Source organism: Vibrio sp. 1F255, assembly GCF_041439145.1.
Lineage (GTDB): Bacteria > Pseudomonadota > Gammaproteobacteria > Enterobacterales > Vibrionaceae > Vibrio > Vibrio crassostreae_C.
In genome coordinates this window covers 1-19,135 of sequence record NZ_JBGONQ010000052.1, presented here as the reverse complement: position 1 = coordinate 19,135, position 19,135 = coordinate 1, and the positions used below count along the sequence as shown (strand labels likewise).

The 19,135-nt window shown below is 43.7% G+C and carries 14 protein-coding genes; 9 read left to right on the top strand and 5 right to left on the bottom strand.

Annotated features, from left to right (window positions below; all coding sequences use genetic code 11):
• Positions 1–2: 2 nt before the first annotated feature.
• From ACED41_RS20535 to radC, 3 genes are read right to left on the bottom strand one after another with little or no spacing between them, the layout of a single operon-like run.
• The gene (locus ACED41_RS20535) at positions 3–530 is read right to left on the bottom strand and encodes a lecithin retinol acyltransferase family protein (RefSeq protein WP_371725577.1); all 528 of its coding nucleotides are present in this window, start codon (positions 528–530) and stop codon (positions 3–5) included.
• A gap of 12 nt (positions 531–542) precedes the next feature.
• Positions 543–977, bottom strand: a complete 435-nt coding sequence (locus ACED41_RS20530; protein ID WP_371725576.1) for a DUF2787 family protein — start codon at positions 975–977, stop codon at positions 543–545.
• Positions 974–1,450, bottom strand: a complete 477-nt coding sequence (gene radC / locus ACED41_RS20525) for a DNA repair protein RadC (RefSeq protein ID WP_371725578.1) — start codon at positions 1,448–1,450, stop codon at positions 974–976. Before radC ends, ACED41_RS20530 begins: the two co-directional genes overlap by 4 nt.
• A 126-nt stretch (positions 1,451–1,576) precedes the next feature.
• Here radC and ACED41_RS20520 point away from each other — a divergent pair, with 126 nt between their 5' ends.
• From ACED41_RS20520 to pglZ, 9 genes are all read left to right on the top strand, one after another.
• Positions 1,577–1,756: an AlpA family transcriptional regulator gene (locus ACED41_RS20520; protein ID WP_371725575.1), complete on the top strand. Its 180-nt coding sequence runs from the start codon at positions 1,577–1,579 to the stop codon at positions 1,754–1,756.
• A 209-nt stretch (positions 1,757–1,965) separates the two neighbouring features.
• Positions 1,966–2,844, top strand: a complete 879-nt coding sequence (locus tag ACED41_RS20515; protein ID WP_371725574.1) for a WYL domain-containing protein — start codon at positions 1,966–1,968, stop codon at positions 2,842–2,844.
• The gene (locus ACED41_RS20510; RefSeq protein WP_371725573.1) at positions 2,844–3,602 is read left to right on the top strand and encodes a hypothetical protein; all 759 of its coding nucleotides are present in this window, start codon (positions 2,844–2,846) and stop codon (positions 3,600–3,602) included. Before ACED41_RS20515 ends, ACED41_RS20510 begins: the two co-directional genes overlap by 1 nt.
• Positions 3,603–3,604: 2 nt before the next feature.
• Positions 3,605–4,144, top strand: coding sequence for a BREX protein BrxB domain-containing protein (locus ACED41_RS20505; RefSeq protein WP_371725572.1), 540 nt, complete (start codon positions 3,605–3,607; stop codon positions 4,142–4,144).
• An 11-nt stretch (positions 4,145–4,155) separates the two neighbouring features.
• Positions 4,156–7,614, top strand: coding sequence for a BREX system P-loop protein BrxC (gene brxC / locus ACED41_RS20500; RefSeq protein WP_371725571.1), 3,459 nt, complete (start codon positions 4,156–4,158; stop codon positions 7,612–7,614).
• A 97-nt stretch (positions 7,615–7,711) separates the two neighbouring features.
• Positions 7,712–11,113: an N-6 DNA methylase gene (locus tag ACED41_RS20495; RefSeq protein ID WP_371725570.1), complete on the top strand. Its 3,402-nt coding sequence runs from the start codon at positions 7,712–7,714 to the stop codon at positions 11,111–11,113.
• On the top strand, positions 11,106–12,209 hold the full coding sequence (locus ACED41_RS20490; protein ID WP_371725569.1) for an AAA family ATPase: 1,104 nt from the start codon (positions 11,106–11,108) through the stop codon (positions 12,207–12,209). The genes ACED41_RS20495 and ACED41_RS20490 overlap by 8 nt, the downstream gene beginning before the upstream one ends.
• The gene (locus tag ACED41_RS20485) at positions 12,206–12,871 is read left to right on the top strand and encodes a DUF4276 family protein (RefSeq protein WP_371725568.1); all 666 of its coding nucleotides are present in this window, start codon (positions 12,206–12,208) and stop codon (positions 12,869–12,871) included. The genes ACED41_RS20490 and ACED41_RS20485 overlap by 4 nt, the downstream gene beginning before the upstream one ends.
• A gap of 5 nt (positions 12,872–12,876) precedes the next feature.
• Positions 12,877–14,925, top strand: a complete 2,049-nt coding sequence (pglZ, locus tag ACED41_RS20480; RefSeq protein ID WP_371725567.1) for a BREX-1 system phosphatase PglZ type B — start codon at positions 12,877–12,879, stop codon at positions 14,923–14,925.
• Positions 14,926–14,985: 60 nt separating this feature from the next.
• On the opposite strand, the gene ACED41_RS20475 is transcribed toward pglZ, so the two are convergent.
• Both ACED41_RS20475 and ACED41_RS20470 read right to left on the bottom strand, forming a co-directional pair.
• Positions 14,986–16,842 carry a DEAD/DEAH box helicase family protein gene (locus ACED41_RS20475; protein ID WP_371725566.1) on the bottom strand — a complete coding sequence of 619 codons (1,857 nt, stop codon included), beginning with the start codon at positions 16,840–16,842 and terminating at the stop codon, positions 14,986–14,988.
• Between the two features lie 49 nt (positions 16,843–16,891).
• Positions 16,892–18,889, bottom strand: coding sequence for a DEAD/DEAH box helicase family protein (locus ACED41_RS20470; protein ID WP_371725565.1), 1,998 nt, complete (start codon positions 18,887–18,889; stop codon positions 16,892–16,894).
• Between the last annotated feature and the right edge of the window lie 246 nt (positions 18,890–19,135).

The following is a 19,135-nucleotide window of genomic DNA, read 5'->3' as shown; positions in this document are numbered from 1 at the left end:
CATCACTTCACGCTACCCCTTATTCCATATGGGTTTTTCATGATCTTGCCCTGATCCCAGGCCCGCCATTGTGTTGCTTTCAAAAAGATGTGAGCTTCTTTCTTGAGTTGCGAGAATAGAGCTAGCTCATTGGACCAATCCCCGTTAAGACAATAGCAACAAAACTGGTGGCAGTTTTTGTTTAGTAAACTGTAATCCAATGTGTTGCCTAATGAGCTCTCAGCTAATCGGGCTGCTGTCTCACAACTAACGGCATGCCCGTTAGTACCACAGCTGACGTATATCGTGATGGCTGATAATGAGTTTACGAATTGCCGAGAAGATACTTGCTCAATTACACCTTTACCGTTTCGATGAATGATTTGGTCATTACCGACATAGATACCTGAGTGCTCTATTTGCCCGAAGGCCAATTTGCAGTACACAATACTTCCGCGTTTAGGTGTTGATGTTTTGTAGAACAGGTTATCAAATAAGCTCTGGGCAAGACTTCCGGCGAGTGTTAACCCAATTGTTTTTCTAAGGCTCATTTTGCCTCCAGGTTAGTCAAAGTGGTCAACAACTTTAATGCTTATGTTGTTGAATCTTTCTTCTATTAAATGTGAGTGAAATGCGATAACCCAGCTTCTCAGTAAGCTCTGAACTTGTTGGCAGTTTAGGGGGCGTTGATGAATGTCAGGATGGTAGAACCAACATCTTGCAAAGTTGAAGTAAAGAGATAAATCTTTTCGTTTGGTTTGATCACAAATCACATCAAACGTGGCGATAAAGCGTAGCTGCCAAGAATCGGTATTAGCCTCCCTGTCTAGTTGGACTTCAATGGGTTGAAGCTGTCTTCCAACATGTGTTTGTCGAAAGTTCACAGCTATTCGCCTAGCGCTGTTAGGAATGTCAAAGCTACCTAATACAGTGTGAATGATCTCAGACAGAATTACCTTGAGACCTTTCTGGCTAATCGTGGGTTGTACTGAGCTCATAAGTACCCCCTTTCAGCAAACGACACACACTCTTTACCGACAACGATATGGTCCAGTACTCGGACATCGATCAAAGCAAGGGCTTCAGATAGGCGTTGTGTAATTCGACGATCTGCGTGTGATGGGGTTGAATCACCGGATGGGTGGTTATGCGCAAATATCACGGCTGCCGCATTGTGCTCAAACACGCACTTTACTACCTCACGTGGATAGATGCTTGCTGCATCAATTGTTCCTGTGAACAACACTGTGAACTCAATGAGCTGATGTTGGTTGTCTAACAGCATCACAGCAAACACCTCTCGGTTATAACAGCCTAATTTGCACGAGAGGTAGTCTTTGGTGTCCTGCGCTTTCGTAAAGGTATCCTCACGACTGAATTTGCGTTCTAGTATCTCTGCGGCTTGCTCAAGAACTCTTAGTTCGTTTGGTCTTCTTTTGCGGCGGTAAGCGGTCGGTAGTGGCTTGGTCATGGTCATCTTCTTGATTGAGGTTCCGGCCATGACATATGTCTGAAATGATTTTCAATCGAAGCGCTAACCCCTTAAAAATTATGAGAGGAGCAATCTTCTGATAGAAACTATTCAGGAGATTTCTCAATGAGATTCATACGACTAAAAGAAGTAATGAGCGTAACCGGATTAGGACGCTCAAGCATCTACAACTTCATGGCTGAAGGAAGCTTTCCGAAGAGCGTTCCTCTAGGTGGACGAGCGGTCGCTTGGGTTGAGAGTGAGGTGTTTGAGTGGATGGAGGAGCGGTTGGCTGATAGAAAGTAGTTATAATATTGCACAGGGCCGCGTTTTTGATTTTCTAAATTATCTTTCTGATGAACAACGCTAATAAAAGTTTTCCGTTTTTGAAGGGTATTTGTCCAAGTTTGGAGCACACTCACATAGCCATCCAGTGCGTCAACATGTAATCAAAATGATTGCATGGTTGCTTCTTTGTGTTAGTCTATATCAAATTAAAGTGATCAGAGTGAAATATGCGACTACCAGAGAAGCTTCCCCATGCACAGCGGGAGCGATTAGCGTTTATTGATTTCTGCCTAACCTACTTTGGTGAGATCAGTAGGGCGGATCTGATTGCCAAGTTCCAAACAGGTTTGGCTGCAGCAACGCGTGACTTCTCTACATACAAAGAACTGGCCCCAGATAACATGGAGCTTGTTCATCAAACCAAACTTTACGCCCGCAAAGAGACGTTTGTTCCTGTTTTTGAGCACGAAGCCCAGACCGTATTGGCGGGGTTAAGCCAAGGCTTTGGGGATGGTTTAATAGCGAGTCACAAACTGAGCAGTGCTTGCGAAGAACAAAAGCTGCTCATTGAGCCATCCACCTCGAGCCTTTCGGTGATTATGAGAGCAATCACTGCACAGAAATGCTTACAAGTGAAATATGTCTCTCTCACCTCGGGTACAAAAACGCGTACAATCGTCCCCCACAGCTTGGCTAACAGTGGTAAGCGTTGGCATGTAAGAGCTTTTGACCGCAATTCGAATGCATTCCGCGATTTTGTCATTACGCGCTTTTTGTCACTGAGCATTTCAAATGATGCAGTGGCAGAGTTTGAAACCAAGAGCGCGGACAAACAGTGGAACCGAATTGTCGATCTAACCCTCATTCCGCATCCCAAGGCGAATTTCGTCCAAGCAATTGAGCTTGATTACGGAATGGTAGGGGGAGAGGTTCAAGTGGAAGTGAGGGCAGCATTGGCAGGCTATGTATTGAATTATTGGATGGTCGATTGCTCTGAGAATGCAGAGTTAAACCCGGAACAATACCACTTAGCACTCAAGTACACCCAAGCTATCTTCGGCATAGAAAACAGCCGATTAGCGCCAGGATATAAAGAGGTTTCCTGATGAATCAAGAGTATCTCACACAACTTGGTTTCAAGTTTGGTAAGAATGGCGCTCATTCAGCACGCAGCATGATGATCGAAGAGCTACAGCATCTCCTGTTTTCTCGAGATGAAAGTGCATCGAAGGCTGATTTTGAAGATGACATCGTTAACTTCAATATCCTGCATAAGCCCACAGAAAAATCACGCCAATTAACGTATCGTCATCTAGTTGATTTATATGCACTAGATAGGAACGTAATTTTATTCGATATTTTTAGGCGCTGGTGGGATTACCGAGAGGATTCACAAGCAATTCTCGCTCTACAACTGGCAGTAGCAAGAGATCCCCTGCTTCGATCCTCTGCAGAGGTGATTCGTCATTTAGAGCCTGGCGAACATTTGGCTAGAGAAACTATGGAGGCTTTTCTAGCGAAAGACGATCCTGATCGTTTCAGTCCTGCATCACTGAAGTCTTTCTCACAAAACATCAATGGTACTTGGACTCAAGCGGGATATTTATCTGGTAAAGCGAAAAAATATCGAGAAACCCCTGCAGTGAGCTTTGTTAATGTGGCTTATGCCCTCTTTCTTGGTCATTGCAATGAGCTTAGCGGTCAACGACTATTTGATAGTTTCTGGTGCCAGATGCTTTGCCAAGATATGGAAACACTCTACGACTTAGCATACATGGCTTCGTTGAGAGGGTTGATTAAATATAAACATGCTGGGGATGTCATTGAAATATCATTCCCTGAACTTGATTTACCAGGGGTATAAGCATGGCTGATCGATTATCAAAATTACTAGAAAGCTATGAGAGCCACATTGATATTCAGTGGAACCCAGCGTTATCTCCTGAAGAGAGAGCGGTCATTGTTGTTTATGACAAATCTGATGAACTCAAATTAAGAGCGCGACTTGGTGAATTTGAGCTAGCGACTAAAAATAGTCAGCATGGCTGGCAGCAATATGATCTGACGGATGCTTTCCCTGAATGGATGATGAGTCAAAAAAGGGTAAAGCCATATTTTCAGCGCCCAAACTTGCTTAAGACGAAACACCAATATTTCTTTGAAGATTTGGTCGATATCATTGTGACCAATATCGAAGAGACTCACTCAGAAAACGATGTTCTGTGTTTATTTGGATGTGGTGCGTTATTTGGCTTTATATCTATATCCGATTTACTCAAGGCGGTTTCTCAACGCTTGAAGGGGCGGGTTGTATTGTTCTTCCCTGGTGAGAAAATCGATAACGTTTTTAGACTACTAGATGCAACGGATGGCTGGGGTTATCAGGCCACAACGATTACAAATTAAGAGAATGACTAATGTTACGCGAAATATTCCATAACGATCCTCTCAAAAAAACGTTGGCGAACAATGGTGTTGCAACGGTAAATGATGACACCTCAAAAGAATCATACAAAACGCTCGCTTATGAGCTAGAGACGTTCGTATGTACTGGTGCCTATCAAGAAGGGATGCAATCGATCTTAGATGCATTCCTACGAAACGTTAACGGCTCAGAAGAACTGCCAGCAGTTTGGATCAGTGGCTTTTACGGTTCTGGTAAATCTCACTTAGCAAAAATGCTGAGAACGCTTTGGACAAACAATGAAATTGAACCAGGCAAGGTGGCGAGAGCTTATACTGATTTGCCTGAGCCGATTATGCTGGCACTAAAAGATCTAGATCAAATTGCCGCATCTCACGGCGGACTCCACGCTGCATCTGGAACACTAGGATCAGGTACCAGTAATGTCCGTTTAACCTTGTTGAGCCTAATTTTTAAGTCTGCTGGTTTACCAGAGCAATATCATCTTGCTCAATTTGTGATGTGGTTAAAGAGCAAAGGTATTTACGAACAAGTTAGAGGGTTTGTCGAGCAAAGTGATGGTGGAGAAAATGCTTGGCGAGAAGAGCTGAAAGATTTTTATATTTCAGAATTGATCGCAGAAGCATTAACTCAGCACCTACCTGGAAACAAAACACTCGATGATATTTCTGATCTTCTCTTGGCTCAATTTCCAGAGAAGGATGAAGTTTCTCTTGATGAGATGGTATCAGCGATTGTTGATGCGCTATCTAGTGATGGTGTAATGCCTCTAACCTTGATTGTGCTGGATGAACTGCAACAGTTTTTGGCTCAGGATTACGACAGACGTGTTTATGAAGTCCAAGAAATTGTCGAGAAATGCTGTAAAGCGGGTGAGTTGAAATCTAAGCTGCTATTCGTAGCGACAGGTCAAAGCGCTTTGAATAGCGTTCCTTTGCTCATGAAGTTACTTGGTCGTTTCCTAATCCAAGTGCAATTAGCTGATACAGATGTTGATGCGGTTATTCGTAAGGTAATTCTACTCAAAAAAGAATCCGCGAAGACAGATATCAAAAAGCTGATTGATGATAATTTGGGTGAAATTTCTCGTCATCTTCGTGGTAGTAAAGTTGAGCATAAACGCGATGATGAAGCCTTTATGATTGCGGACTATCCTCTGCTACCCGTTCGTCGTCGATTCTGGGAGGAAGTGTTACCAGCACTAGATCGCACTGGTACTGGGTCGCAGCTTCGTAACCAATTACGTATTGTCCATGAAGCATTAAGACAAACGGCAGAACAGCCACTTGGCTATGTCGTACCTGCTGATTTTATCTACCAGCAAATTGCCACCAGCCTATTGCAAAGCGGTGTTATCTCGAAAGTTATCCACGAAACGATTGGTCGCAAAATGGCGGGTAATGATGAGCAGAAATTACAAGCTCGCCTGCTTTCTCTTATTCTACTGATCGGCAAGTTGCCGGAAGAAAAGCAATTAGGGATCTTTGCAACAGAAGAGATCTTAGCTGATCTGCTGTTAGAAAACCTGACAACAGGAAAGCATGAACTTCGACCGCTAGTACCTAAAATGCTTAAGGTATTGGAAGATGAGCACGAGATTATGGCTCGTGATATTGAGCAAGGACGTGTCTATAGCCTACAAACGGTTGAAAGCCAAGCTTGGTATGATGAGTTTAAGCGTCAAGAGAATGACCTACTGGGTAACCCACAAACCCTAGAAGCATTCCGTAGTAAAGAGATCCAAAGCTATATTCGTAAACAGGTAGCTCAAGCGCGTATTACGCAAGGTGATGTTGCCGAGCCGCGACCAGTGACGGTTTATTTTGACGCAGAGCTACCCTCTGAGTCTCATCAACGAATTTCTGTCTGGGCTCCCGAGCAAAATGAGCGAGAATTTAATAATGCTTCTCGTGGTGCAGATGCTGATAGCGCGACAATTTTCGTCTATGTGCCAAACATTAATCGCAGTGAGCTCCAACGTGCGATTGTTGAACTAAAAGCGGCAGAAACCACACTTGATGTGCGTGGAAGAGCGACAACAGATGCTGGTAAAGATGCGCTTCAATCAATGGAAACACGCTTGCGTAGTGCTGGAAACACTAAAGCCCGTTTGTTGAAAGAAATTTTTGAATCTATCCAGGTGCGTTTGGCTGGTGGCCAAGAGGTGGAAGGGAATTCACTGGCGGATCAAATTCAAAACGCAGGTGAACTTGCCTGTCAGCGCTTGTTCCACAAATTTAAGATGGCGGATGATCGTGGCTGGGCGAAAGTGTATGACCAGGCAAGTCGCTTAGCGGATCCCAATGCGTTAGATAAACTGGGCTACAGTGGTGAAACAGACAAACACCCTCTCTGTGCTGAAGTGCATCGCTTTATTGGAACAATGAAAATGGGTAAAGAGATCCGTGAGCATTTCAAACAAGCGCCTTATGGTTGGGGGAATGATGTCATTGATGGTGCGCTTTATGCGATGCTTGCTGCGGGTGTGTTGAAAGCCTCTGATGCACAAGAGCGTGCAATTGATGCGAAAAGCCTTGATCGTAGCTCTGTGACTCAAACCAAATTCCGTCCTGAAAATGTTACTTTATCAAAAGTTCAAATGATTAAAGTTCGTGGCGTTGTGTCATCATTACTTGAACAATCTTGTAACACGGGTGAAGAAGCGACAAAGTTACCTCAGGCGATCTTGAATGCGAAGCAGGTTGCTAATAAGGCGGGTGGGCTTGCACCTTTACCAATGGCGCCAAATACTGCGTTGCTTTCAGAGCTTGAAATATATTCAGGTAACGATCAATTGCAGAAAGCGTTTGATAATAAAGATCAGCTGCTGAGTGATTTTGAAGCCTGGAAAGATCAAGCGAACAAAGCTGAGTTACGCATGAGACAGTGGCACAAGCTAGCGGAAGCGATGGAGTACTGTCGCGATCTCTCGATCTACGCTGAATTAGCGAAAGAGAAAGACGCTATTCTGGCCAACCGCAGTTTGCTTGATGCGCTATGCCCGGTGAAGCCTTTGCTGGAAAGTGCGGTTAACGAGCTTCGCACCGCAATCACTGCACATCGCGAGAAATATGAAGAAGAGTACCGCCAGTGTATGTCGGACTTGCTGGATGACGAAAACTGGCAGAAGTTGGATGAGTTAAAACGTGAAGCGTTTTTGCGTAAGCGCAATCTGAGTGCGATCCCAAGCGTGAACACCAGTGATGCAGATTCAGTTTTCAATGCATTAGATGAAATCAGTTTTGGCCAATGGAACGATAAAACCGCAGCACTACCAGGTATTTTTAGCCAAGTATTGCGTGATGCAATTACTGAACTTCAACCAAAAACGGTTTATCACAAACTGAATAAGTCGGTTATTAAAGATGAGCAAGATCTGAAAAATTGGCTCGCTTATGCCGAGAAAGAGTTGCGTGCTCAGTTAGAAAAAGGCCCAGTGGTACCAAGTTAATCGTATTCATTAAACGGTACCAAGCACCAACAATTACACCTACCTGGAGGCTAAGCTTTCAGGTAGGTTTTGTGTTAAAGAACTTAGAATAAATCCTATGAGACAATCACTCGATAAAGCCCTGCGTAAAAAGCTAGAAGATACCGTCGTTAAAGCACGAGACATTGTAGAAAGTGCAGTAAATGAAGCGCTTCAACGATTGGGTGTGACAGAAAGCCAAGCTCCTTCTTATTTGAATGATGAGGATCGTGCACTGCGTAACCAATTACGTGCTCATGCCCGTCAACTGGGTGACAAGCTGCATCACGATACTGAAAGTAAGGGGCAGCAAGAGATTGAGCGCCTGGTTAATGAAATGGCGTACGAGCATTGGCACCGAATGTTGTTTGCTCGCTACCTTGAGCAAAACAATCTGCTGATGTACGACGAGTATACGCCAGTAACGCTGGAAGAGTGTTTTGAACTCGCGGAAGAAGAACCAGATTGTAAAGATGGCTGGGAGCTTGCTGGCCGCTTAGCGCAAAAAATGTTGCCGCAAATCTTCCGTGCTGATTCGCCAGTATTTAACATTAAACTGGCGATTAACCGTGTTAATGAATTAGAAATGCTAATTGCCAAACTTGACCCTGCGACCTATCAAGCGCAAGACAGCCTAGGTTGGTGTTATCAGTTCTGGCAAAACAAAAAGAAAAAACAGGTTAATGACTCTGGAGTAAAAATTGGTGCGCAAGAGTTAAGCCCAGTAACTCAGCTATTTACTGAACCGTATATGGTGAGCTTTTTGCTCGATAATGCGTTAGGCGCATGGTGGGCGAACAAACGCCTTACTCAAGATGATTTAGTGCGTGCGAACAACGAACAAGAGCTTCGTGAACTTGCCTCAATTCCTGGTGTGCCACTTGAATATTTACGTTTTACTCAAGAAGAAAGTGAATCTGGCGCAAAAGATCATTGGAAACTCGCTGCTGGCGGTTTTGAAAAGTGGCCTGAAGACCTGTCGGAGCTAAAAACACTCGATCCTTGCTGCGGCTCAGGCCACTTCTTAGTTGCGGTATTCTTGATGCTGGTACCTATGCGAATGCAGCTTGAAAGCTTATCAGTAAAAGACGCTGTGGATGCAGTGCTACGTGACAATATTCACGGCTTAGAGCTTGATCAACGCTGTGTAGAGTTAGCTGCATTTGCCTTAGCTTTAGAGGCTTGGCGTTATCCGAATGCTGGTGGTTACCGAGTATTGCCTGAGCTGCAATTGGCTTGCTCTGGTATGTCGATTGCTGAAGCACAAAAAGAGTGGAAAGACTTAGCGAAAGGTGATGAAGCATTAACAGATGCTATTACTTGGATGCAGCATACCTTTAAAGATGCGCCGACTCTTGGTAGTTTGATCGATCCTGTGAAGGCTTTACCAGAGGGACAAACTTCACCTTGGGCGTTATTGCAAAATGCGCTTGCCGGTAAAATTGAGGCGAGTAGAGAGGCTACAGCAGTTGCACATGGTTTGGCTAAGGCTGCTGACCTTCTTTCTAGAGAGTATGACTGGTTAATAACAAATGTACCTTATCGTTCCACAAATGATCTATGTGAGCAGGTTAGAAACTATGCAGAGATAGTTTGTGACGATGCAAAAACGGATTTGGCTACAATTTTCTTGGATAAACTATCAAAAATAGTATCACCAAATGGGGGGGTTTCAGTCGTAACCCCACAAAATGTACTTATTCAACCAACATATAAGCATTTTAGAAAGCGAATGCTTTCTAGTTTAGATTGGAGAATCGTTGTTAGGCTAGGGCCAGGTGCATTTCAAGAGATTACCGGCGAAGTGGTGAATGTCCTCCTATTAACCTTAAAGAATGAAGATAATACAGATGACATTGTAACTATTGATTGTGGACGTAAATCTAAATTTGAAGAAAAGATTAATCATCTGAAATTAAGAGATTTATCAATAATATCCAACTTGGTCCAACAAGAAAATGTAGATAGTGTGATTTATTTATCTCCATTTAAACAGGGTACGTCGGTATTGGGGAAGCATTGTTCTTCGATCCAGGGAATAAAAACAGGTGGAGACGAGCAATACAAGCGATGTTTTTGGGAGTTTATTAGAAAAGATGCACATTGGATATGGTATCAAAGTACTGTACCAAGTAGTACTTTCTATGGTGGTTTGCATTACTTGCTTCATTGGGGAAAAGATGGATTACATTTAGCTAGGAAGCAAGGGATGACCGCGTGGGGAAGAAGTGGTGTAGCAGTAAGTCAAATGTCAGAACTACCATATGCAATCTATATGGGGGGGGCCTTTGATAGTAATATGACTGCTGTGGTTAGTGATGATGAAGACTCTATTATTCCATTGATAAATTACACCTTTTCTGATGAATTCTCTCAGGATGTTCGAGAGTTTGATCAGTCAATGAAACCGACTAATAGTAGTTTTGAAAAGGTTTTATTTGATAAAAATCGTTGGATTTCAGAAGGAAATATCAAAAAAAAATGTGATGTTCCTCTTCCATTTAGTGATGATCCAACTCAATGGGTTTTTCATGGTCACCCATGTGCCTCAGTATGCTGGGATGAAGAAGCCAAAACCACTGCAATCACGAAGTTGCGTCAAGATGAGTCTGTACTGCAAGTTGCCGTTGCTCGCCTATTGGGTTACCAATGGCCTGCTGAGTTAGATTCAGAAATGGAATTGGCATCAGAAATGCGTTTAGTGATGAAAAAGAACGCCGATTTTTCTGGTTTGATTGATGATGATGGCATTGTTTGTATTCCTGCTGTGCGAAAAGAGAAAACAGCCGTTAAGCGTTTAGAGTCTATTCTGCATAAAGCATACGGTGATGAGTGGACAAGCTCGGTTGAAGACAGCCTACTTAAATCAGTCAAAGCCAAAGATCTTGAAAGCTGGTTGCGCGATAAGTTCTTTGAACAGCATTCAAAAATGTTCCAGCATCGCCCGTTTATTTGGCAAATTTGGGATGGTTTGAAAGATGGTTTCTCGGCACTCGTTAACTATCACAAACTCGATTACAAAGGCTTAGAGCGCCTTACTTATACCTACTTGGATGACTGGATCACTATTCAAAAGGGTGATTTAGCCGATGGTAAAGATGGCGCAGATATCCGCTTAACCGCAGCTGAAAACCTAAAAGTACAGTTAGAAGCTATCTTAGCTGGCGAGAAGGGGTTAGATATATTTGTGCGCTGGAAGCCGCTTGCGCAGCAGCCAATAGGTTGGAACCCTGACTTGAATGATGGCGTACGCCTCAATATTCGCCCATTTATGCTCGCTAAAGACATGGGTAAAAAAGGTGCAGGCGTGTTACGTGCCAAACCAAACGTACACTGGAAAAAAGACCGAGGTACGGATGTCGCTTCTGCCCCATGGTTCCACCTTGGCTTGCAATACAGCGGCAAAGAGGGTGACCGTATTAACGAGCATCATGTAAGCTTAGCGGAGAAGCGCAAAGCAAGAGAGGAAGCCAATGAGTAAGATAGACAGGCTTACCATTAAGGGGTTTAAGTCTATCCGTGACCTGGATAAGCTGCAGCTAAATAAACTTAATGTACTTATCGGCGCCAATGGCGTCGGTAAAAGTAACTTTGTTAGTTACTTTCGCATGTTGCACGAACTTGTTGAAGGGCGCTTGCAGGTATGGACGAGTAAGCAAGGTGGGGCTGATCGTATAGTCAGTTATGGTGTAAAAGAAACTGAGAGTCTGCAAACAGTGATTCGCTTTGGCGACAATGGTTATTTGGCTGAGTTGTCACCTACCGCTGAAGACGCTTTTACATTCACTAAAGAGCAGCTTTACTTTGATGGCCCTTACTATGGTGTCACAAAGCCAGATTTAGGATCTGGTCATAAAGAATCCAACCTAAAAAAAGAGATGAGTGGTGGGACTTCGGCAAGTGTCGCTTCTTTTTGTTATGCAGCTATATCTGGTTGGAAAGTGTTCCATTTCCATGACACTAGTGACACCGCGGCAGTGAAGCGTGTTGGCGCTGTTCATGACAATGAGTCCCTACGTTCAGATGCGGCAAATCTCACAGCGTATTTATTCAAGTTACAACGCGATAACCCTGAGGTTTATGCCCAAATTTGTAAAACTGTTCGTTTAGCGGTGCCGTTCTTTGATGATTTTGTCCTTAAGCCTACTCAGTTATCTTCAGGCGAAGAGCAGATCCGATTATTGTGGAAGCAATCGGACAGTGATTATCCACTGTGGCCAAGTCAATTATCAGATGGTTCGCTTCGTTTTATTTGTTTAGTGACCGCATTGCTTCAACCAAATCCGCCATCAACCATTATTATTGATGAGCCAGAGCTTGGTTTGCATCCATATGCTATTACGTTGCTTGGCGCGTTACTGCGTAGTGCATCAAAACGAATGCAAGTCATTGTTTCAACTCAGTCAGTTCCTTTGCTGAATGAGTTTGATTTAGCGGATTTGATTGTGGTTGAGCGTGACAATGGTGCATCAACTTTTAAGCGCTTAGATGCCGAGAAATTTGAAAGTTGGCTTGACGATTACTCGGTGGGTGAGCTTTGGGAGAAAAACATCATCGGTGGGAGACCATCGAAATGACCATTGTTCATGTGATTTGTGAAGGACAAACAGAAGAAGCCTTTGTCAAAGAGTTACTTGTTGAACCATTTGCGCTTAAAGGCATTTATTTGATGCCTGGATTGATTGGTCGCCCTGGGCATAAAGGCGGTAATTTTAAGTTTGACCGCCTGTATCCTGATATTGAAAAACGCCTGTTGGCAGATAGAAACTGTTACTGCACAACCTTTTTTGATTTTTATGGTTTACCAGCAACATTTCCTGGTAAAAACGCAGTTACCCCTGCGGCAGTCGTTACTGAGAAAGCGCAGTCTTTGCAAGACGCTCTCAATGAGAAGCTGACAGAGAAAATTGGCGTTGATGCAATGCGCCGTTTCATCCCTTACGTGCAAATGTATGAATTTGAGGGGTTGTTATTTAGTGACCCTATAAAAATGGCGCAAGGTATGGATCGTGTAGATTTAGAGCAAAACTTTGTGGATATAGCAAAGGCATTTGATTCTCCTGAGCACATCAATAATAGCCCACAAACGGCACCAAGTAAGCGTATTGAAAGCCTTGTGTTTGGTTACGAAAAGCCTTTGTTGGGCACGTTAGCTGCTTTAGAGGTTGGCCTAGATACTATGCGAGAAAAATGCCCATTATTTGATTCCTGGTTAACAAAGATTGAGGCGTTGGCGTAATTTACATGTTAGTGATTGAGTATTTGAAAGATCAGCTTCGAGGCTGTGCTACTTACAATAAGTCGGTGCAAGTTGCGCCGGCCGCTATTTTGTGGACGGATATTGATTGTCAGTGGCAATCAGCAATGCCGTACATTAAAGAGCAACTGCCTGAGCTTGTTGAGTTAGGGGATTATAAACCTGAGGATCGCACAGGCCCTGCAATCTGGGTGAAGTGTGCAATTGCAGGTAAGTTGGAAGAGTGTCCGTTACCAGAAGGGTTAACGCCAATTATTTATTTGCCAGGTGTCGGCAGAAAAGATTTGCGAGCGATTGAGCAATGCCCTGAATTTCTAAAGCCGCTGGCGGAGCTTCAGTATCGTGGTAGCTGGTGGGCATATAATTCAGCAGGAAGAGACTGGACTGTTGGCTCGTTTTTGACCAACCCTAAAGTTAAACTTGCCCTTGACTTAGCCAAGGACAAAAAGACTCAAGAAGCCATCTTAAATGTGCTGCCTGATCTGTTGGAAACACCTGTTACCAAACTGCAAGGGAAGAAGCTCGAAGCCGATGACTTCTATTCAATCGTTCTTGATGATCCGATCCGTGACATACTCGGTTGGTTGAACAACCCTGAAGAAAAAGCACAGCAGTGGCAAGGCAGCAAGTGGGCTATTTTTGCCCAGTCTTGTGTATCACGTTTTGCCTTTAGCCCGGATAATACTCAAGTTGAAGTTGCTCTTGCTAAGTTATGTGAAGCAAATAAAGAATGGCAAAGTGTCTGGGACCGTTTTGAAGAAACAGCAGGGAACCTGCCGAACCTGATTGAAAAACTGCGCGATGTTTATCCGTCTGATATGGTGTTTGAAGCGCAACATTATCTTTCAGAAAATGTTCGTGATGAGCAAACCATAGAACAAGCACTAAAAGACTTAGTTGGACAGAGCCGAGATGTTGTTAAGTCAAAGTTACATGCGATTTGGGCACAACAGCAAGAACGAAAATCGTGGCTTTGGACATCACAGGGGCTTTCTCCTTGGCTTGTGATACTTGACGATCTCATCTCTGTGCTTGAACACACAGAAGTAAGGTTTAACGGTCCAAATGTAGAAACGATGGCTGATTTTTACAAAGAACGTTTCTGGCAAGCAGACGCAGCGGTTATTCGTTGTATGGCGAATACGCAAGATATTCACCAGCAAGAGCTGATAGCGAATATCCTTTCTGTGTTATATACCCCTTGGCTAGAAGAAGTAACGATAAACTTCCAAAGGCTAGTTGCTCAGCAAGGGTATCCGGGCCGGAATGTTATTGAAGATCAGTCTGCATCGTATGATGTTGGTGGAGAAGTGACTTTCTTTGTCGATGGCCTGCGCTTTGATACAGCGAAGGTGCTTGAGAGTAAACTGGCGAGCTTTGGTATTACTGTTGACCTTCAGTCTACGTGGTCAGCATCGCCGTCACTGACTGCGACTGCGAAAGCTGCCGTGACGCCGCTGACCGATTTATTGACAGGGCTTGATGAAAATGATGACTTTAAGCCTGCGGTTGCAAGCACTCAAGCCACCTTTAATAGCCACTATCTACAGAAGTTGCTAAGTGAGAAAGGTTGGCAATATTTAGAAGGGCTAGAGACAGGTGAACCTTCTGGTTTTGCCTGGGTTCAGACTGGAGACCTTGATAATCTCGGTCATGATCAGCAGCAAAAAATGCCCTATTTCATCGATAAGGTGCTTGATGATGTGGTAGCTCGAATTCGAGGCTTGCTAGATTCTGGTTGGGAACGAATTCGTGTGGTGACTGACCATGGTTGGCTTTGGGTACCCAATAACGAAGGGTTACCAAAAACAGAATTGAATAAAGCTCTGGGTAAAAACCGCCAACGTCGTTGTGCAATATTGAAAGATAATGTGCAAGGAGAGGGCTTGGTTGTACCGTGGCACTGGAACCCAAATGTTTCAGTTGCGATGGCTCCTGGGATTTCAGCGTATGTAAAAGGGGATAATTACAACCACGGTGGTGTTTCTCTTCAGGAATGTTTGACACCTGTCTTACATATCAAGCGTATTGACTGACTTTAGAATATAGGGCCCAAGTATCGGGCCCTTTTGTTTCATTTAAAGATAACGACCTGATTAGAAAACACTATTGTGTTTAATGCGGGTATGATTTATTTCTGTAGTGCTTTCTTTTTCAGCCGTTAATGCGGCAGAGTAGCCTCCACGCTTAAAGATAACAATTAGTGTGTCATCAGGCTCCACATCAAACTCCGCACAAATCTCAGCGACGTCATCCATATCCATCGCGCGTTTAAACGCATCCATTTGGCCTGAGAGATTGTAGATACTGAAAACGCTTGCCATCACTCTCTTATCTTCGGTTTTCTCACCGCCGCCAGGATTAACGATTTTGTTGAACTCAACTTCACTGTTTTGATCGAGATCGGTCTTAAAGGATAGTGCTCGAGACTTTGCACAGCTTTGTGTGCCATCGTCATAAGTCACACCATTCACCCATTGTGCTTTTATCCAGTTTTGTTGTTCACCACGAAGAGCTCGACCTTTCTTGCGGTATGGGCCATCTTCATCAAGTAACTCACGACGGATGAGATTGATGGCATTGAGTAACTCGTCATCATCGGTATAAGGGCTATAGTCGAACTCAAGATCATTCAGTTTCCCGGGAACAGCTATGTATCCAGCTGTTAGATAGGTTTTAGAGTCATCGAGTTTTCGTGTCACCTTAGGTTCAACGGTCGGAACTACGAGTGTTCCACGATCAAAGCCACGCACATCATACTTCGAACAGATTTCTTCAAATACTTGGTGTAAACCTTCAAACTCCTGGCTTTCATCGCTTGATTCTAAGTGGTCCAGAAGTTCGCTGTACGCTCTTACTGCTTCGAGATTGGTATAGTGCTTGGCTTGCGTGTTTTGATGATAGCCACATGCTCTACCAATGTTGGCTTGAACAACCGCTGCTATGTTCGCAATTGTGCTATCCCAGGTGTTAATGAGGCTAGATTTCATCTCTTGCCCAAAGTTAACGCCGGCTCTGAAGCCTGCAACAGTAATAGCGATCAACTTGTCGTCAAATAGTTGGGCGGTTTCATATTCGCGTTTGAAATCTTCCAGTGAGCAGAGTTCATGATCGTCTACCCCAACTAGCTTCTGCCCAATAATCACTATTTGCTCGGGCTCTATGCCATTTTCAAGCAATACCTGCTTTGCTAGCTTAGCTTGACTGCTCGGTACGCGGATCAACGACCAACCAGCACCATCATGCTCTTTGATTTGGCGGATAAAGCGATTTCGCAGCAAGGAAGGTTCGCAAAAGTCCCGATGGTTTTCATCCAATTTGATGATTTGGTTGTGTTTGTGCATCTGGCGGATGCCATGATACTCATCGCTGGTCTTATGAAAGACCAATGCAGTGTTGAAGTTGTGGCGAAGGATGGAGTCTGCACCTGCCGCGTATAACGCACTGAAAGGTGTTGCTGAAATGAACACGACCTTACAGTCGGTATTCTCGCGTTCTAAATAGTTGAAGACTTTCTCATAGCGAACGCTGTCTGTGCTTGTGCCGTAGTGGCATTCATCAATAATGATCAGCTGTGGGGCTTGGTATTTAAAATCAGCCTTAAGTGCTAGCTCGAAATTAGTGAAGTTGCTAACAACCACATTTTTACATGGCGCTAAGTCGTGTTTGGCTTGCTCTTTTAAAGCGAGATCTGCCATGGTGACAAGGTACAAGGTATCTTTCAGGTGCTTTCTGCTCGTAAGCAGTTCGTCAGCCAAAGAGAGTCGTTGTTTGCAAGCTAGCGCGAGTGCAATACCCGATTTTCCCGATTGCATTTCAGCGGCCACAACAACAGCCTTTGAACCTGCACTAAACTTTGAAAAGGCTTTTTCAGCAGCACTTCTCTGGTGCTCAAAGGTATGTTTAGTCAGTGCTTGCTCGATATGCTCACGATGTTTGTTTGAATTATTCATAGTCGATGGATCAGTACAGAAGGGGCTTAAAGCCCCCCTTCAATTGATTCTAATATGTGGATTCTATCTTATCTGAAAAGTGGGACTCATCTCTGAGTTGGCCAGATTTGTCAGGTAATTCGTTGTGTTGCTTTTTCGCAATAGAGCGTTCAACGTCATACTCACCACGTTTGTAAATAACGAGTAAGGTGTCATCCCGTTCTACACCGAAGTAATCACACATCTCCCAGACATCCTCAAGAGACATCACTTTTTTTGCGACATTTCGACGAGAGATGTTGTAGACACTAAAGATAGCGGCCGTGATCATTTTGTTCTCTGATAGCTCACCAGAGCCAGGCGCTACGATGCGGTTGTATTCCAGATACTCACCATTGTTGAGCATTTGGGTATACAGCATCGTTTTGTCTTTTTGGGTACCGTCAGCACGGGCTTTTTCAGGATTGTCATAGCTATCACCGTTGACCCAATGAGCCTTTATCCAGTTTTTGGTCTTGCCGCGCATTGCACGGTTTCCTTTTACTGTCGGTGCACCTTTAGCAGTGAATTCTTTGCGAATAATATCGATCGCTTGAAGGCAGTACTTATCTTTGGTGTATTGGGTGAACTCCGCATCTTCCTCAAGCAGTTTCGCCGGAACAGCAACGTAGAAATCAGTTTTATAGGTTTCGACATCACCAATAGGACGGCGTTTTTTGTATTTGATGGTTAACCCAACGTCTAAACCGTTAACGTGATATTCCTGACATACGTCTTCAAAAAACTCTTTTAGCCCTTCGAAATCTGAAGCAGCGTGATCGGAGCATGTGCTTTCTAAGTAATCCAAAATACAGCTGTATGCTTCAGCCGCGTTTAAATTGGTGTAGTGGGTAGAGAAATTATTGCCATGATAGCCACATGCTCGACCAATATTGGCCTGTACGACAGCTGCGACACTAGCGACTGTGCTATCCCAGGTTGAGATGAGGTTATTTTTCATCATCGCACCAAAGTTGATTCCAGCTCGAGCCCCTGCCACTGTAATCGCAATCAATTTCTCTTCAAACATCTGAGCTTTATCAAACTCTTTTTTGAAGCGCTCAATACTGCAGTGCTCATCTTCCGGCACACCTGCAAGGTTGTTGCCTAGAATATATACCGCACTTTCATCAATGCCTTGCGAAATTAAAAATTGTTTTGCTTCCATAGCAAGACCGGCAGGGACGCGAACAAGTGACCAGCCCATTCCTTGGTGATTCTGAAACTGTTGAACAAAGTCATCGCGTTGTGTGGAAGGATATAGGAAATTGCGACTGTCATCCTCAAGACCTTTGACCTTGCCATTTTTTAGCATCTCTCGGACTCCATAATACTCATCACTTGTTTTGTGGAATACAAGCCGGGTATTGAAGTCTCGACGAAGAATAGAGTCTCTTAGGGCTTTTTCAGCAGCAATTTGGGCATCAGACAGAAGTTCTTTATCATCTTCAACTTCAGCTTCTTGTTGAAGTCCTAATGCCTCCTGGTACTCGGTTTCAGCCCCATAAAGGGCACCAAATGGTGTTGCTGAAATGAAAACCACTTTGCAATTGTCATTTTCTTGCTCTAAATAGTCAAAGATCTTGCTATATCGCACTGCCGAAACGTTTGAACCATAATGACATTCGTCAATGATAATCAACTTTGGTGGATTTCCCTTAAAGTCATTTTCTAGAGCTTTTTCGAAATTAACGAAATTGCTCACGATAACATTCTTTGCGAGTATAAGATCTTCTTCAGCCTGCTCCTTGAGAGCAGTATCAGGCATGGTGACAAGGTAAAGGGTGTCTATTAGCTGTTTACGGTCGCAAATATCAGTATCAGAAAGGTTGAGGCGTTGTAAGCAACAAAGGGCGAGGGAGATTCCAGATTTACCAGCTTGCATTTCAGCAGCAGTAACAACAGCTCTTACGTTTCCAGTTAGTGCATCGAAGACTTTGGTGGCGGCATTAACCTGGTGTTGGTGTAAGGCTTTTCCCTGGAGAATAGATAGTACTAATTCGCGGTGTTTTTTTACTTGTGTATTCAAATTTTCTTCCTGAAAGCAATTTTGTTCAGTCTTTGCATGATTATATGCGTTTGATGTCTAGTTATCATTCTAAAGCCACAAAAGTTGCCAGGAAAATGCAAACTTTACATTGCACTGCACTGCATTGCTTTCCGGCAGGCCGAGAAGAGGAAATAAACTTAACTGAGATATATACCACCTCCCCGAAGCCACTAATACCAATTAAAGTAAAAATGTGATCTAATTAAGATTGATGAATTATTGTGA

Coding starts and splice junctions, on each gene's coding strand:
- ACED41_RS20535 (WP_371725577.1), bottom strand. CDS start 530: ATGAGCCTTAGAAAAACAATTGGGTTAACACTCGCCGGAAGTCTTGCC.
- ACED41_RS20530 (WP_371725576.1), bottom strand. CDS start 977: ATGAGCTCAGTACAACCCACGATTAGCCAGAAAGGTCTCAAGGTAATT.
- radC (WP_371725578.1), bottom strand. CDS start 1,450: ATGACCAAGCCACTACCGACCGCTTACCGCCGCAAAAGAAGACCAAAC.
- ACED41_RS20520 (WP_371725575.1), top strand. CDS start 1,577: ATGAGATTCATACGACTAAAAGAAGTAATGAGCGTAACCGGATTAGGA.
- ACED41_RS20515 (WP_371725574.1), top strand. CDS start 1,966: ATGCGACTACCAGAGAAGCTTCCCCATGCACAGCGGGAGCGATTAGCG.
- ACED41_RS20510 (WP_371725573.1), top strand. CDS start 2,844: ATGAATCAAGAGTATCTCACACAACTTGGTTTCAAGTTTGGTAAGAAT.
- ACED41_RS20505 (WP_371725572.1), top strand. CDS start 3,605: ATGGCTGATCGATTATCAAAATTACTAGAAAGCTATGAGAGCCACATT.
- brxC (WP_371725571.1), top strand. CDS start 4,156: ATGTTACGCGAAATATTCCATAACGATCCTCTCAAAAAAACGTTGGCG.
- ACED41_RS20495 (WP_371725570.1), top strand. CDS start 7,712: ATGAGACAATCACTCGATAAAGCCCTGCGTAAAAAGCTAGAAGATACC.
- ACED41_RS20490 (WP_371725569.1), top strand. CDS start 11,106: ATGAGTAAGATAGACAGGCTTACCATTAAGGGGTTTAAGTCTATCCGT.
- ACED41_RS20485 (WP_371725568.1), top strand. CDS start 12,206: ATGACCATTGTTCATGTGATTTGTGAAGGACAAACAGAAGAAGCCTTT.
- pglZ (WP_371725567.1), top strand. CDS start 12,877: ATGTTAGTGATTGAGTATTTGAAAGATCAGCTTCGAGGCTGTGCTACT.
- ACED41_RS20475 (WP_371725566.1), bottom strand. CDS start 16,842: ATGAATAATTCAAACAAACATCGTGAGCATATCGAGCAAGCACTGACT.